The organism is Maribacter sp. BPC-D8 (assembly GCF_035207705.1).
GTDB lineage: Bacteria > Bacteroidota > Bacteroidia > Flavobacteriales > Flavobacteriaceae > Maribacter.
The window spans coordinates 4,594,365-4,611,547 of sequence record NZ_CP128187.1 but is presented as its reverse complement, the minus strand read 5'-3'; the positions used below and the strand labels follow the sequence as shown (position 1 = coordinate 4,611,547).

General features: G+C 36.2%; 8 protein-coding genes and 1 rRNA gene. 2 read left to right on the top strand and 7 right to left on the bottom strand.

Annotation, left to right across the window (positions count from 1 at the left end; translation table 11 throughout):
• Positions 1 to 74 precede the first annotated feature (74 nt).
• Positions 75 to 1,599: ribosomal RNA gene (locus QSV08_RS20065) — 16S ribosomal RNA — on the bottom strand.
• A 588-nt stretch (positions 1,600 to 2,187) separates the two neighbouring features.
• Positions 2,188 to 4,179, bottom strand: a complete 1,992-nt coding sequence (locus QSV08_RS20060; RefSeq protein WP_324025471.1) for a putative porin — start codon at positions 4,177 to 4,179, stop codon at positions 2,188 to 2,190.
• Between the two features lie 168 nt (positions 4,180 to 4,347).
• Between QSV08_RS20060 and QSV08_RS20055 the strand changes: the two genes are divergently transcribed.
• Positions 4,348 to 8,622, top strand: a complete 4,275-nt coding sequence (locus tag QSV08_RS20055; protein ID WP_324025470.1) for a thrombospondin type 3 repeat-containing protein — start codon at positions 4,348 to 4,350, stop codon at positions 8,620 to 8,622.
• On the top strand, positions 8,619 to 9,347 hold the full coding sequence (locus tag QSV08_RS20050) for a hypothetical protein (protein WP_324025469.1): 729 nt from the start codon (positions 8,619 to 8,621) through the stop codon (positions 9,345 to 9,347). Before QSV08_RS20055 ends, QSV08_RS20050 begins: the two co-directional genes overlap by 4 nt.
• A gap of 65 nt (positions 9,348 to 9,412) precedes the next feature.
• Here the strand turns inward: QSV08_RS20050 and QSV08_RS20045 are convergent, their stop codons facing one another.
• The 5 genes from QSV08_RS20045 to QSV08_RS20025 form a co-directional block, all read right to left on the bottom strand.
• Positions 9,413 to 10,114: a hypothetical protein gene (locus tag QSV08_RS20045; RefSeq protein ID WP_324025468.1), complete on the bottom strand. Its 702-nt coding sequence runs from the start codon at positions 10,112 to 10,114 to the stop codon at positions 9,413 to 9,415.
• 135 nt (positions 10,115 to 10,249) lie between these two features.
• The gene (locus QSV08_RS20040; RefSeq protein ID WP_324025467.1) at positions 10,250 to 11,629 is read right to left on the bottom strand and encodes an aryl-sulfate sulfotransferase; all 1,380 of its coding nucleotides are present in this window, start codon (positions 11,627 to 11,629) and stop codon (positions 10,250 to 10,252) included.
• A gap of 130 nt (positions 11,630 to 11,759) precedes the next feature.
• The gene (locus tag QSV08_RS20035; RefSeq protein WP_324025466.1) at positions 11,760 to 12,491 is read right to left on the bottom strand and encodes a hypothetical protein; all 732 of its coding nucleotides are present in this window, start codon (positions 12,489 to 12,491) and stop codon (positions 11,760 to 11,762) included.
• Positions 12,492 to 12,504: 13 nt separating this feature from the next.
• Entirely contained in the window at positions 12,505 to 13,896 is a 1,392-nt protein-coding gene (locus QSV08_RS20030; protein WP_324025465.1) for a RagB/SusD family nutrient uptake outer membrane protein, read from the bottom strand.
• Between the two features lie 71 nt (positions 13,897 to 13,967).
• Positions 13,968 to 17,033, bottom strand: a complete 3,066-nt coding sequence (locus tag QSV08_RS20025) for a SusC/RagA family TonB-linked outer membrane protein (protein WP_324025464.1) — start codon at positions 17,031 to 17,033, stop codon at positions 13,968 to 13,970.
• Between the last annotated feature and the right edge of the window lie 150 nt (positions 17,034 to 17,183).

Here is a 17,183-nt window from a genome sequence, read left to right as displayed (position 1 = left end):
TTAAATCAAAAGACCGGGACCGTAGTTCCATTCTTTACTTCGTCAGGGACTGTCCTTAAAAGGACAATCTCTAGAAAGGAGGTGTTCCAGCCGCACCTTCCGGTACGGCTACCTTGTTACGACTTAGCCCTAGTTACCGATCTTGCCCTAGGCCGCTCCTTACGGTGACGGACTTCAGGCACTCCCAGCTTCCATGGCTTGACGGGCGGTGTGTACAAGGCCCGGGAACGTATTCACCGGATCATGGCTGATATCCGATTACTAGCGATTCCAGCTTCACGGGGTCGAGTTGCAGACCCCGATCCGAACTGTGACAGGTTTTGTAGATTCGCTCTGCCTTGCGACATGGCTGCTCTCTGTACCTGCCATTGTAGCACGTGTGTGGCCCAGGACGTAAGGGCCGTGATGATTTGACGTCATCCCCACCTTCCTCACGGTTTGCACCGGCAGTCCCGTTAGAGTCCCCATCATGACATGCTGGCAACTAACGGTAGGGGTTGCGCTCGTTATAGGACTTAACCTGACACCTCACGGCACGAGCTGACGACAACCATGCAGCACCTTGCAAATTGCCCGAAGGAAAATCTATCTCTAGACCTGTCAATATGCATTTAAGCCCTGGTAAGGTTCCTCGCGTATCATCGAATTAAACCACATGCTCCACCGCTTGTGCGGGCCCCCGTCAATTCCTTTGAGTTTCATTCTTGCGAACGTACTCCCCAGGTGGGATACTTATCACTTTCGCTTGGCCGCCCAGAACTCAAGGTTCCGGACAGCTAGTATCCATCGTTTACGGCGTGGACTACCAGGGTATCTAATCCTGTTCGCTCCCCACGCTTTCGTCCATCAGCGTCAGTATATAGTTAGTCACCTGCCTTCGCAATCGGTGTTCTATGTAATATCTATGCATTTCACCGCTACACTACATATTCCGGCAACTTCACTATAACTCAAGACTAACAGTATCAAAGGCAATTTTACAGTTGAGCTGCAAACTTTCACCCCTGACTTATCAGCCCGCCTACGGACCCTTTAAACCCAATAATTCCGGATAACGCTCGGACCCTCCGTATTACCGCGGCTGCTGGCACGGAGTTAGCCGGTCCTTATTCTTACAGTACCGTCAGTAAGCTACACGTAGCTATTTTTCTTCCTGTATAAAAGCAGTTTACTACCCATAGGGCATTCTTCCTGCACGCGGCATGGCTGGATCAGAGTCTCCTCCATTGTCCAATATTCCTCACTGCTGCCTCCCGTAGGAGTCTGGTCCGTGTCTCAGTACCAGTGTGGGGGATCCCCCTCTCAGGGCCCCTACCCATCGTAGTCTTGGTAAGCCGTTACCTTACCAACAAACTAATGGGACGCATGGCCATCTTATACCGCCCGAAGGCTTTAACCACATCCTGATGCCAGGTCGTGGTACTACGGGGCATTAATCCAAGTTTCCCTGGGCTATTCCCCTGTACAAGGTAGGTTCCATACGCGGTGCGCACCCGTGCGCCGGTCGTCAGCGGAGCAAGCTCCCTGTTACCCCTCGACTTGCATGTGTTAGGCCTGCCGCTAGCGTTCATCCTGAGCCAGGATCAAACTCTTCATCGTTGTTTTGTAAATATTCGTCCCAACGAAGTCTAAATTTCTCCCGGCCCCGACTCTCGATTCAATTCCTTATATATACCTTACGATATACTAAATTGTATGTTTCCTTAATTCTTGTTCCTCTCGTTCAGGTCCTCACCTGAACTCGATTCTTATCTCCACAATATTTCAATGAACTTCTATCCACTCCGCATTAAATCTCTCGATTTCTTTGCTCCGTTTCCCTTAGGTGTTTCCCTAAGCGGCTGCAAATATACAACTGTTTTTTAACCTGACAACTTTTGTTGAAAAAAATATTTTCTTTTTTTTCTCAGATCAAATCAACATATATATGAACCTTTTTCCAACTCCCGATTCCGAACTAATCTTCCTCGTTTGCGGGGTGCAAATGTACACACTATTCTTAATAACACAAGCCTTTTTGAAATAAAAAAAACAAAGTTTTTTATCCTCAACATAACAACATGATTTACCGTACGTTAGAAACTACGGAAAAACGAATAAAATCAACTTACTGTACCACAGTTACTTAAGCCATAAGCTATATTTAAGCTATTGATTTTAAACACATTAAACTAATCAATCTATGTGTTAAGAGAAGAAATTCCACACTAAACCAAAGCGTATAACAAAATCACGGTATGGATAATTAGGTGCGGCATAATAGTCACGCCCAGAAAAAGACGCATTAAAGTGCTCTGCCTTCAGATAAATTCTTGTTTGTTTAATTCTGGCATTAATAAAGAAATCTAATAAAGGATAACCCCCTAACTCTTCTTTATTCTGCACATAGAACTCACCAAGAATAGGATTATACCCATTCATGTTATAACTGGAGAAATATTTAAACGTAATACCTGTTTGCAAGTACATTGCTTTCTTAAATACATCTGAAGAAAAATACAATGTATTTCGAGTTACTAATTGAGGGACATTCAATACCTGAGTGTCTTGGGTTACATTCTGATACATCACCGTATTATTCAAAGCGAACATACCAACCTTAAACTCTTTCTCATATTTAACTTTTAAATGCGATACACTATTACCCTCTTGTAACGGTTTTATAAATGCATTCTCCATATCATCCCCAATTTCGTCATCTGAGACTGGCGCAAAATATGTGTAGTTGTCTAAATTACTATACTTCACCATAAGGTTACCCCATGTTTTTGAAAGCAACTCGCCTTTTAAACTACTGGCACGCTCTTTCTCGAACACTTCACTATTGTTCCAATTATAATTAAGGTATTCACTTTGATATAATAGGTAATTGAAATTTGGCATTCTACTAGAAGTATGTAAAGAGAATCTCAATTTGTTATTCTCATTAATACTATATGAAGCCGAGGCATTAAAAAGGTTACCCGCTAATTCGCCTGAGATATTATATTTTAAATCAGCCTTAAAATCAAATTGCCCTATCCGCTTTGCGTACTTACCAACTATACCTAACTCTGTTCCGTTTAATCTACTAGGTATTATAGTACCATCTGCTTCTATAAATTGACTATTAAAGTAATAATCATAATTATACACATTAATACCACCGGTTAACCTACCTAAAGTTCTATTATAAAACTCAGCATTTACTTCATTATAAAATGTCTTTAAAATTGCCTTATCATCAATAGCACTTAGAATAGCATCACCAAACAAGGTGTCGTTCGCCGTTTCTACAAATTGATAATATTTAGTCTCGTAATCAAAAGTATGACCGATAGAAAGGGACGTCTTTTCAAATCGAGTTGAATCCAACTGCTTTCTAACCAATTTATAGGTATGATCCATATAATACCTTTTACCTAAAATCTTATTATTTGCATCATCTAAATAAACGTCTACTCTCGGTCTATTGATGAAATCTGGATCTCCTGATTCGAATTGGTCCTCTTTTTCTGATAAACCTCCATTTTCTTCAGAAGTAATATTCTGGGCTGCAATGTGTGCCCTTAGTGCATATCTACCGTTTTTAGACAAGTAATTTGTTGTGGTGATAAAATTGCCAGATTCTATCTGCGTATCATTATACTTACCAAATGAGCGAAAACCGACATAGCCAACAGAAAAATTTAACCTTCTAGATGTATTAAACGCCAAGTTAGCATCTAACAACTGACCTTCTTCTAAGGTAGTTTTAAAGAACAACTCGGTCATTGGTGTGGCTACGTTGTAGTAATTTATTTGCTCTTTCTCCAAATACTTACGGTCTTTTGCAATGCCCCCTAAACTTGGATAACTGGTTACTCTTTCAAAATCTACACCCAATTCATTATATGCCTGACCGATATTAGAAAATGACATTAATTCAAAATCGTCTTCACGCAGGTAATTGTACTTGTACTCTTTCTGAATAGTAAGTGTGGTATCTAAAAAAGTGGTGTCTCTTTCAAATGAAATAATTTTATAATCTCCTATCGTCAATACAATAGAATCATTTTGCAGTTTGTCTTTCGGATTTATGGGCTTAGTCTTTTTACCTAAAGGAAGCGAATCATTCCTTTTCTCAGACTTTTTAATTACATCTTGACCTAAAACAATCGAAGATGTTAAACACAATAAAACTAGAATTATATATTTCATGAAGCATTGTTACCCTTGCAAAGTTAATTTTTTTGTTGCTAAGTAAATGTGAAAGTTTGATTGACTTTAAATACCTGGATATAAAGGATTGCTAAACTATTATTAAATTTTAACTGTGAACATTATTATTTTAAGGAATATTTTTCTGATTTTTATAAAAAAATGTTAATGAAAGTACTGTTTTTTAATGTTTTCGCATTTTTAGCGTTTACATCGGCATCTGCTCAGTTCAATGAGAATGCACCATGGATGAAAGATTTAACCGAGAATCAAAAATCTTCAAAATCTTCTACCAACACACATTCGTTATATGACATATCGAATGCATTCAACGAATATTGGAGCAATAAAGACTATTCTAAAAAAGGTAGTGGTTTTAAACCTTACAAAAGATGGGAGAATTATTGGAATTTTTATGTAGATAAAAATGGAAATCTACCGACTTCTTCTCAATTATGGGACTCTTGGAAAAGCAAACAAGAGAGCATCGGTAAAGCAACAAACCCTACCGCAAACTGGAATGCTATCGGACCCTTTACTCACGACACCTATTCAGGCGCACTTTCCGGTCAAGGCCGAGTTAATGCAATTGCCGTAGACCCAAGCAATGAGAATATTTGGTATGTGGGTGCACCAGCCGGTGGTATTTGGAAATCTGTTGATGGGGGCTCTTCATGGGCAAACCTTTTTGATGATTTTCCTCAAATTGGTGTTTCTGGCATTGCCGTTGACCCTAATAACTCGCAAATTATATACATAGCAACAGGAGATGATGATGCTGCAGACTCCTATAGCGTAGGTGTTTTCAAATCTATCGATGGAGGAAACAGCTGGAATGAAACAGGATTGAACCCTAGCACATCGAATATTAATTTATTGATGAATGAGATTACCATCGACCCAACTAACTCTAACACTATTTGGGTAGCCACTAGTGTTGGTCTGCAAAAATCTACAGATGCAGGAACTACTTGGGAGGTAAAAGCAACAGGAAACATTCAAGATTTCAAATTAAAACCTAACGACCCTAATACTGTTTATGCCGTAACTTCAAATACCTTTGTAAAATCTACAGATGGCGGTAACAACTTTGTAGAAATAACTGATGGTATTCCAGAAAGTTCTGGTCGATTAGTAATAGGTACAAGTGTGGCAAACCCATCAGGAGTATATGTTCTAAGAGCTTTAACTGGTGGCAATAGTTTTGCTTTTGGCGGTCTATACAAATCTTTAGATAGTGGCCAATCTTTTTCAAAAACAGCTAGTGAACAAGATATTTTTGAATCAAACCAGGCTTGGTTCGATCTTGCCATTGAAGTTTCACCTACTAATTTTAACGAAATCTATACTGGCTGCTTAAATGTATGGAAGAGCACAAACGGTGGCGATATCTTTACCAGAATCAACAGATGGAATATAACTGACCAAGGTTATACCCATGCAGATATACATTCTATAAAAATTTTCAACAACAAAGTTTACGTAGGTAGTGATGGTGGCATCTATATGTCTGAGAATGGTGGTAATACTTTTACTGATTATACAGCTGGTATTTCTATTAGTCAATTTTACAGAATATCTGTTGCTAAAAATGATTCTGGTAAAATAACAGGAGGTTTACAAGATAATGCCGGCTTTATTCGCGATCAAGGACAATGGAATGTTTTTACTGGTGGTGATGGAATGGATTATGAAATTGACCCTAACAATAGTAGCCTAGTTTATGGGTTTGTACAATTCGGAGGAAGCCTATTTATATCTTCTGATTCTGGACAATCTATTGGTGTGGTTGGCGCACCAATAGATGCAAATGGAAATACCATTGAAGGAAATTGGGTAACACCTCTAGCAATTAGCTCTGATGGATCTGTTTATGCAGGTTTTGATGCATTGTATAAACTAGAAAATAATCAATGGAGTAAAATATCTTCTTCCATTGGCTCTGGCAATATAGATGATTTAGAAATAGACCCTAAAAACCCTGAAACCATATTTGCCGCTGAAAGTAACATATTGTATAGAAGTAGAAATGGCGGTGTAACTTTTAGCTTAATTAAAGTAATGGATTCTGAAATTTCAGATATCAGTATTAATTCTAACGACAGCAACATTATCTATATAACGACTTCTGACAGAGTAGGTATTGCTTTTAGCGACCAACCTTCAGAAAGAGGTGTTTTCAAAGTTACCATCGGTGAAACAGAAACCACTTCTGAAAATATAACATTTGATATACCGACAGATCAAGCATTTTTCTCGATTGCTCACCAAGGTAGACATACCGACAATCCTATTTACGTAGGTACTAGTTTAGGTGTATATAGACTTGATGACACCTTAACGGAATGGGAAGAGTACTACACCAATTTTCCGAATGTTGCTGTTAGCGATATTGAAATTAATTTAGATGACGAAAAAATTATAGCTTCTACTTATGGTAGAGGTGTTTGGGAATCTACGATACCAGTTCAAATACCAGATAATGAAATTAGGTTAGTTTCTATAACACCCAATTCAAACGAGGTATTATGTAATGACTTTGCACCAACTGCTACTTTAGAAAACCAAGGAGTTAATGCCATTACCGCTGTTGATATTGAATATTCCATTAATGGCAATACCACGCAAACCTACAATTGGACAGGTAATTTATTAAGCAATGAAACAGTTACTATAGAACTACCTCTAGAAACAACCGTTAATTTTGGTGAGTCTACAATTGAGTTAACTGCCACTATTGATAACGATAGCTATGATGACAATAATACTTTACAAAACAGATTCTTTTTAAACACACCTGGTTCAGGTGGCGAACTAAATACTTTTGAAACTGAACAAGAATCTTTGATTGCATATAATGATGGTAATTCTGAAAGCGTATGGCAAAGAGGTATACCCACAGGTTCAAACTTAAACACGGCTACATCTGGCAGTAATGTTTACGGAACCAACTTAAGTGGCGATTACCCAAATAGCACCACAGCCATCCTTCTAAGTAATTGTTATGATATGACCTCTATCATCGCACCGGTTCTTAAATTTAATATGGCATATGATCTTGAGTTAAATTTTGATATAGTTTATGCCGAATACTCTATTGATGGCGGTAGTAATTGGGATATTCTAGGAAGTATCAATAGCGAACCAAATTGGTATAGTAGCGATAGAACTAATGCACTTTCTGAAGAAGCAGATGATTGTCAAAATTGTCCTGGAGCACAATGGACAGGTGAAAGCACCGAAATGACAGCATACGCTTATGATTTTAACTTAAATGCTGCTAATGGTGAACAGAACCTTACTGGCGAGACCAATGTACTATTTAGAATCGTCTTTCAATCTGACCCTTCGGTTACTGAAGAGGGTGTAATTATAGATGACTTCGTAGTCGATGGTTCACCCGATGACGATGATGACGATAACGACGGTATTTTAGACGTAGCTGATAATTGCCCTTTAACCGCAAATGCCGATCAATTAGATACTGATAGTGATGGTGAAGGTGATGTTTGTGATACCGATGATGATAATGACGGTATTTTAGACACTGATGACAACTGTCCTTTAATCGCAAACCCAGGTCAAGAAGATGATGATTTAGATGGTATTGGTAATTTATGTGATAATGATAGTGACAATGATGGAGTACCAAATGATATTGACCAATGTGACGATACCCCTAATGGAACTATAGTTAATGTTGAAGGTTGTGAAGTTTTCTCTTTACCGAATACTAACTTTCAAATTCAGACTACAGGCGGTGCCTGTAACGCAAGTAATAATGGAAGCGTTTTAATTACTGCTGCAAATACTTCGTATACGTATAACGCAGTTTTATCAAATACAGACGGCACCACAAATACTAGCTTTACAGACGAAAGTACATTTACTGATTTGTCTGCAGGAAATTATCAATTATGTATTACAGTTGAAGGTCAAGCAGACTATGAAGCTTGTTTTGATTTAACCATATCTGAGCCAGATTCTTTATCTGTTTCTGCTAAAATCAGTTCGCTGAATAATGAGGTTACATTAAGCTTCTCTGGTGGAGATTTATACACCATTTTCTTAAACGAAAAAATGTATTCTACAACAGCTAAAGAAATTACTTTACCGTTAGAAGATGTAACCACATTGATTACTGTAAAAACCGGATTAGATTGTCAAGGAGTTTATACTGAAAAAATAGTATTAAGTGATGATCTGTTTATCTATCCAAACCCAATTGAAGGTGGAGATTTAACTATATACCTTGGTACGAATGCTGCACCAGAGGTTACTATTTCATTATTTAATGTAAATGGCACAAGTATTCTATCGAAACAAATGAAATCGACTAATAACGAAATTAAACTAAGTGTAGATGGACTAGCAACCGGAGTCTATATTTTAAACATTAAATCTGGTAACACGCTATCTAATTACAAAATCATAAGAAAATGAAAACATTAAAATATATAACTTTTACATATCTGCTTGTCACACTTTTTATATCATGTGGTGGTGGCTCTGACAGTGAACCAAGCCCTGTTGACCCAATTGCACCAGTTGTCTTAGACCCTGCTGCAGCTGGTTTAGTTTTTCCTGAAGATAATACTGAATGTAACGAAGGTGTCGTAAATGCAAACGACGAAACAAAGAGTACCGTAACCTTTCAATGGTCTGATTCTGAAAACACAGATTCTTATGAAGTGAAAGTAAAGAACCTTGAAACAGGCAGTATAACTACAGCCATTTCTACTACAAACCAAAAAGAAATAAGTATAAATAGAGGCACACCTTATGAATGGTATGTTATTTCTTTAGCCAATGGAACATCTTCTACTGCAACGAGTGAAACTTGGGCTTTTTACAATCAAGGACAAGGAATAGAAAATTATGCCCCATTCCCTGCAGTTGCTATTAGCCCGCAGAGAGGCGCTACCATTTCTAGTGCTAACACAACAATTACTTTAGAATGGTCTACTTCAGATGTTGATGATGATATTGTTTCTTACGAAGTATTGTTCGATACGGCTGAAACACCGGTAACAACTTTAGGTGATACAACAGAATCTTCTATAGAAGTAACAATTACTGCTGGCACTACGTATTATTGGAAAGTAATTACAAAAGATTCTTTTGACAATACCTCAAACTCAGAACTGTTTGAATTTAGAGTAGAGTAATAGAAATTAAAAAAGCCAAAGATGCGATTGCACCTTTGGCTTTTTCTTTAAAACTAAATTTATCTCTATAACGAATTGAAGTAATTAAGAAAACTTACTACATCTTTCTCGTGTCTAAGGTTTAGATTATTTTCTTTAATATACGTTTTCATTTCTTCCTTTTTTGCTCCTGTAAAATCTAATATCTGATTCTTGGTTAAACGAACCTTTACTGCATGGTTCTCTTTATCAGCATTAGTTTCATCTAATAAATAATAAGAACTATTCCAAACATATGTTGGCGGAGAATACTTTTCGTATGAAGTACTAGGGCTACGCGCTTGTTTTAATAAAGCTTCTGGTTTGAACAATAATTTCAAATTACCCTCATTCAAATCTGTAAAATAACTTGTTTTTATAGACTCGTCAGTATCAACGTAGGTGTAAATACTATACATTTTACCTCCTATTTCTACTTGTATATAAGCACGTTTTAATAAGGAGTAAAATGAATCTTTAGAGATATTATCTAAAATTTCTACTTCATTTCTATATGCGTTATATCGCATCTTTCCTATTTCTTCGACTTTACCGTGTACAATAACCTCTCCATGAACAAATTCCTCATTTAAATACGGAGTTCCCTTTGCTTTTGTAGGTGCTATTTCAGTGCTACTAGTAACAAAATTAACAATACCCTCTTCTGGTACTGGAGAATATGCATTTTGCGCATTTACACTATTAAAAGCTAAGGCAGCAATTGTAAAGATTGTGAACTTTTTAATCATTTTATTCTTTAATTTTTTTTCAATTTAATTGTTTCTAATTGATTCATAGGTTTAAAAAATGTTATTAAAAACTTAAAAATGCAACCGTAGTTTGTTTAATTCTATAACATCTATTTCAACAGGATATTAAGGGATTCAATTATTCAAAAAGGAAAGTGCTGAACTGCCTAAATTATAATGATAAGATCTCCAATAAAAACCTGACCCTTCAAATTCCCAAACTACTTCTTTGTCTTTGGTCACTTCAATAAAACCAGAAGTTCCTGAAGTGATTAGCGTGTTACCATTATCTAAACGAACCGCACCTGATACTCTTGGCGCATATAAACCTTCTCGTGTATAACTCCAAATTACATCTAATTCATTACTTCCATTTACTTGTAAATTAAAGTTAGAAGGTAAGTCTAACTCATATACAACAGATTGTTGTGAATCTCCGTTACCATTTACATAAACCAAAATATTTCCATCACCGGGCACATCATTCTCTAATAGATTAGGAAAATGATTATTATAAAATAAACGTTCACCAAATGTATTATCGTAAGCAGTAGGGTTACCAAATCTGTATACTAAATCTCCACCCTTACCATAAGAACCTCCAGTATTTGTTTTGGCTTGAGCGTTGGTTGTACTATGATCTATTACCCACACCTCACTAAAATTATTAATGGTCATATAAATTAGATCATTCTCTTCATCATAATCAAATCCATTAGCATGCATTATGTCTCCATCTGGTGTTTCGGTTTCCCTTAAAACATCGATAAAATTAATATTGATTAATTCTGGATGTTCATTAATTATTCCGAAACGTGGTTTAGAATCATCTGCATCTTGTACTATGTGATCCCAAGACTCCCATTTCCAAACTATTTCATCTGTAGCGGGATTTATTTCAATAATAGTTTCAGTATACACCTTTTCTTCTTCACCTAAATAACCAATAGCATCTAATTCTTCTGCACTTCTTAAATCCCAAACAATTGCCAAGACATTTCCATTAGGCAACATTTCAACATCGTGATGAATTATATGCTCTTCACTGACATATGTAAATTCCCAATCAACAGAACTATCTGGATTAATCAATTGAATAATCCCTCCAAAACCACCAAAACTAAAATCTGGCGTTTCTACTCCCAATGACGCCAACAATCTACCATCAGATAATAACTCAACATCGTTACCTAATCCGAATTCTAATTGCCACTCATGAACAATCAATGCCGAATCTTTCTCCATTAAATACACTCTATCTTCAGAAGACTCATTCACCAATACATAACCTTCTTGAGATAATAATTTATCATTCAATAGTATTGTACCTGTTTCTCCTTCAATTGGATAAACAACTTCAGTTGGCACCTCAGGCTCTTGTTCTTCTTCCTCTTCAATAACCCCTTCTTCAGGTTCCTTTTCATCAACAACAGTAACATCATCATCTGATGAGCACGCCAAAAAGAAACTAACGAAAAGTACACCCAAGAATTTGGTCAAAATTTTAATTTTCATAATGTATAGTTATTAAGGTCTTAATTATGTCGTAAGATTTAGCCTAAACTTAATCTTAATTCAAAAAAAAATCAGGCCAAATTGCTTCAGCCTGATTTTAAATAAATAATACAATAATGTATTTAAATCACTATTGATTTATACAAAATTCTTTAGCTTCAGAAGCACCAAATGCTCCACCACCATCAAGAACGCTCAATATAGAACATGTGATTGTATAGTTACCAGTAACTGTACCATCTACTTGACCATCGCCATAAGCATCAAAAATAGTGAATGTATAACAACCATCTTCTAAGAAAACTTCATTAACAACTGATTCTACACCACGACCAAAAGGACCTGCAGACGCTACAACTGTACCATCAGCATCAGTAATTTCCCAACTAGTCTCGTCACCATATAAATCTGTATTTACAGTAACAACGATATCATTACAAACAATCTCTTTAAAATATTCAATTTCAACCTGCTCGCTAAAGGCTACACCATCTGCTGGCGCATCTAAGTTTACAACCAATGTATAAACTTCACCTTCAGTTAAAGGATCAAAATTTAAAGAAACATTTAAAATACCACTATACTCACCTGCAGGAATAGTAACAGACCCTAGAGCATAGTTACCAGCATCACCAACCGTTGCATCATCAACAGAAACACTAAATGTTCTATCAGCAGCAGCAACAGTAGTTACATTAACAGGCACATCTATACCTAAACCTTCGGTAGGTACTGAAACGTTATACGCTGTTGTTGCAAAAGAAACGCCTGTTTGCCCGTTTTCATTATCAAATACTATATTCTCTTCTTCACATGAAGCGAAAGCAAATAGTACTGCAATTATTAAAATATACTTTTTCATAATTCTATAGTTTTTAATAGCCAGGATTCTGAACCATATTTTGGTTAGCATTGATTTCAGAAATAGGAATTGGTAATTGGAATCTAAAATTGTCAGCATCTAAAGTTGGAAAATCTGGAGGTGTTCCAGTACCATCGATAATGTCTCCCATTGTAGAACGCATTACAGGTTCTCCACGACGTTTCAAATCAAAGAATCTATGACCTTCAAATGACAATTCAACTCTTCTTTCGAATTGAATAGCATCTTCAAGATCTTGACCAGCTTCACCACCATCATAAGCTACGTATCTTAAATCTCTAAGCTCATTAAGTGTTGATAAAGCATCTTGCCCTAATTCAAATTGTGCTTCTGCTTTATTTAATAAAACTTCTGCAGCTCTCATAACCTTAACATCAACACGACCATTAACCTGACCGGTTTCTCCTAAAAATTTAGAGATTGCATTATATTGATTGTCTGAATTTAAACCTACAAAAGAAATAGCGTCTTTTCTTAAATCATCTTCAGCAATACTATTAATAAAATCAAAATCGAAAACATATTCTGAAATAGTAGAAGTAGCATTTGATTGGCTGTATAATACACCAACATTGTTACCACCACTCTCAGAAGAAGTATTAATTGCAAGTTTTACAACTATACCAGCTTCATTTGCATCAGTATATAAACCTTCTAAATCTTCTGCAGTTGCCAACGGAACACTAACTTCATCAGCAGCATCAATTACCTTTTGGTATTCACCATTGTATAGGTAAACTCTAGATAAAAGTGCATATACCCCATCTGTATTTAATTTTCCTTGACCATTATCGGCTCCGATTAACTGACTAGCTCTTTCTAAATCGCCGATAATTTCAGCATAGTTGCTAGCAACAGTTTCTCTTGTAGGTTCTGCAAAAGGATCCTCTGTATCGCCGTCTTCAACTTTAATGTAAACAACACCTAAAGAAGCGTTAGCATCTGCAGATTGTGTTGGTATTTTACCATAAACCCTAACAAGATCAAAATGTGCCCAAGCTCTAATTGCTAAAGCCTGCCCTAAGATATTATCCTTATCAGCACCATCACCTAAGTTATCAATTTGAGCAATTACCAAGTTGGCAACGTTTACGGCCTCGTAAGCTTCACTCCAATACAAATCAATTGCACCACCAGTACCAGATACATACCTGTAGTTATAATAATCTTGATTTGAACGTCTGCCCGTCTGTGCAATAATTACATTATCTGAAAGGATATCAGGAATACCTTGTAAACCTGAACCAGTGCTTGAATAGTAATTCCACAATTGCCTGTAAGCACCATCTACACCATTCTGGAATGCAGAAACACTATTAAAAAATGTTTCAGGGTTTCCTTCTACAAACGGTTGTAGATCATTCAACTCATCATCGCAGGACATAAAGAACCCGAACGAAAATAAAAGAACTAATAATTTTATGTTATTTTTCATTTCTAACTTTTTTTTTGTTTTTAAAATCCTACTTCAACACCAAAAGTATAAGACCTTGTGTTTGGATAGCTAAATAGGTTAAATGATCCAGGTACGAAACCTACATCACCAGGCTCACCCGATTCTGCAGAACCTAAACCAACTTCTGGATCACCACTAAAATCAGTGATTGTAAATAAATTCTGTCCAGCTACAAAGAACCTTAATGAATTTAACCCCATACCATCAATCATATCTCTAGGCATATTGTAATCTAGAGTCATTGTACGTAACCTTAAGTAATCACCTTTCTCCAAGAATCTTGTTGAAGTTTGATCAGCAGTACCTTGAAATAAAGGACTTGGCAAAACATTAGTATCACCTGGTTGTTTCCAGTAATTAAAAGCATCTGTTCTTAAATTACTATCAATATTACCTATTGCTAGACCTTCTTGAAGCTGATTGTTAATAATGTAGTTTCCTCCTTTATAAACAAAATCACCTCTTAAACCAAAACCTTTGTAAGAAAAAGCTGTATAAAAACCACCTTCAAAATCAGCTATAGGAGATTTTCCCTCTAGAAGTTTTTGGAAACTAGTACTATACTCATTGGTAACATTACCATCTAAATCATAATATAATGGCTCACCATTTGCAGGGTTAACACCAGCATATTCAACCATGTAGTAAGAATTAATTTCTTCACCTACACGTAAAATATTATCGCTAAATGTACCAGTAACGATATCTTCGCCTTCAACCAACTCTATAACTTCGTTATCAATGAATGTGATGTTACCACCAAGTGTCCATTTAAAGTTTTGAGTTCTAATAACATCTCCACTTAAAGAAACTTCAATACCTGAGTTTTGAATTTCACCAATATTAGAGAATATAGAATTGTTCTCATCACCAACAGTGTAAGAGATAGGACGATCTAAAAGTAATTCATTTGAATTTTTCTTAAAGTAATCTACAACACCATTTACACGGTTATTAAATAATCCGAATTCAACACCAACATCAAATATAGCTTGAGACTCCCATTGAATTTGTGGGTTACCTACACCTATAGGCAAAGCTGTTGTTTGACCGTTATAAGTATTTCCGAAATCTAATAAGTTCAAATATTGAAAATCACCAATATTCTGGTTACCAGAAGTACCGTATGACGCTCTTAATTTCAACGTATTGAATATAGAGTTTTCCATAAAGCTCTCGTTAGCAATATTCCATGCTGCACTACCACTATAGAAATAACCATATTTATTATCAGGACCGAATCTAGAAGAACCATCTCGTCTAACAGAACCAGAAACAATATATCTACCATCATAATCATAATCAACAAATAAACCTTGAGAGAATAAAATTCTTCTAGCCTCGCTTGAACCAGCATTTGTTGCTTCTGCAGCTACATCTAAATAAGGAATACTTGGAGAAGGAAAACCTCTAGCCGAAGCAAACATACTAGTTGCAATATTCTCATTATATTCTAATAAGAAACTAGCTGAAAGATTGTGAACACCGTTATAAGTATCTGAATATGTAAATACGTTGTTAACGTTGTATTCAAAATCTATATTTAAGTTATCAGTTTGAGTACCAGGAAAGTTAGCATCACCAACAAACCCTTGTAATACACCACCAGCAATAGAACGCGTAGTTCTATTGTATCTGTTACTAATTAAACCAACACTGAAGTTGTTAGAAAATTTTTCGCTAAATGTCATACCAGCGCTTATGTTACCTATTAACAATAAGTTTCTTGTATCTTCTTGCTCAGTCTGCAAAGCCAAAGCAATTGGAAAGCCTGACCTTGTAGGGTTATAAACATTATTACCTTGATCATCTGTAACTATAGAACCATCTGCATTAGTTGAAAATAAAGGATCATATGGATTGTAATCATACATTGCTCTAAATGGATTCTGAACATTGTTTCTATCTCTTGGTAAATCTGTAGTACTACGAGATACAGAAACATTAGCACCAATATTCAACCAATCTTTTGCTTGGTAATTTGTATTTAAACGAGCAGACATTCTTTCAAAACCATCGATATTTTTGATGATACCTGTATTCTTGTCATACCCTAAAGACATATAGTATGTTAATTTCTCATCACCACCAGAAACAGATAGATTGTTCGATTGAATGATAGAATTTTTAAGTAAAGCCTCTTGCCAATCTGTATCTAAAGATGTTAACCTTGCAAGTTCTTCTGGAGTAGCATTTGCACCAGGCATACTACTAGCAGCATTTACACCTAAAGCAGAATACTGACGCTCTATCTCAAGTTTTTGAGTAGCATTCATTACGTCAAAATTATTCGGAATCATTTCACCAAAACCGTAAGATGAAGAAAATTTCACTCTTGCATCACCAGCTTTACCTCTTTTGGTTGTAATTAAAATTACACCGTTAGCACCACGAGAACCATACTTAGAAACGGTAGCCGCATCTTTTAATATTGAGAATGTCTCAATATCACTTGGGTTCAAATTACTAATTGGGTTGAAATCTCTTTCTGTATCAATAGGAATTGGAACACCATCAATTACGTACAAAGGAGTAGTTTGTGCGTTAATAGAACCAACACCTCTAATTTGAACGAAGGCAGTGTTACCTGGTCTACCGTTCGAAGCAGTAACCTGTACACCTGCAGCTTGACCCTGTAAGATGTTATCAATACTAGTAGAAGGTACGAATGCTTCGATCTTCTCAGCAGAAACTGTTGCAATTGCAGATGTTGAAAGTTCTTTTGATCTAGAACCGTAACCTACTACAACAACTTCTTCTAATGCTTCAGCATCTTCTTCTAATTGTACATTAATGGTATTGGATGCACCAACACTCATCGTCACTGTTTTTTGACCTAGGTAAGAAAATCGCAATTTTTCACCTGAATTCGCGTTAATGGCATAGTTACCATCAAAGTCTGTTTGAGACCCGTTAGTTGTTCCAACAACTACAACGGACACTCCCGGTAGCGGTAAACCGCTTTGATCGGTTACAACACCGGTCACTGTTTTTTCCTGTGCAAAGGAAAATGTCATGAAGAGCACCAATAACGGTGTCAACATCCACGTCAACTTCTGTTTCATAAAATTTGTTTTTGAATTAGCTTGCGCCAAAAGTCCAAAAATTTGCTTAGTATTCCAAAACCTATCTTAACTCAAAAAAGATATTTGTTAAAAAAACACTTATTATTATTTTTTTCTTTCTGAAATATCGATTTTGTTGAAAATAAAACA

Excerpts from the sequence above, each read along its gene's own strand:
- QSV08_RS20060 (WP_324025471.1), bottom strand. The coding sequence starts at position 4,179 with ATGAAATATATAATTCTAGTTTTATTGTGTTTAACATCTTCGATTGTT.
- QSV08_RS20055 (WP_324025470.1), top strand. The coding sequence starts at position 4,348 with ATGAAAGTACTGTTTTTTAATGTTTTCGCATTTTTAGCGTTTACATCG.
- QSV08_RS20050 (WP_324025469.1), top strand. The coding sequence starts at position 8,619 with ATGAAAACATTAAAATATATAACTTTTACATATCTGCTTGTCACACTT.
- QSV08_RS20045 (WP_324025468.1), bottom strand. The coding sequence starts at position 10,114 with ATGATTAAAAAGTTCACAATCTTTACAATTGCTGCCTTAGCTTTTAAT.
- QSV08_RS20040 (WP_324025467.1), bottom strand. The coding sequence starts at position 11,629 with ATGAAAATTAAAATTTTGACCAAATTCTTGGGTGTACTTTTCGTTAGT.
- QSV08_RS20035 (WP_324025466.1), bottom strand. The coding sequence starts at position 12,491 with ATGAAAAAGTATATTTTAATAATTGCAGTACTATTTGCTTTCGCTTCA.
- QSV08_RS20030 (WP_324025465.1), bottom strand. The coding sequence starts at position 13,896 with ATGTCCTGCGATGATGAGTTGAATGATCTACAACCGTTTGTAGAAGGA.
- QSV08_RS20025 (WP_324025464.1), bottom strand. The coding sequence starts at position 17,033 with ATGAAACAGAAGTTGACGTGGATGTTGACACCGTTATTGGTGCTCTTC.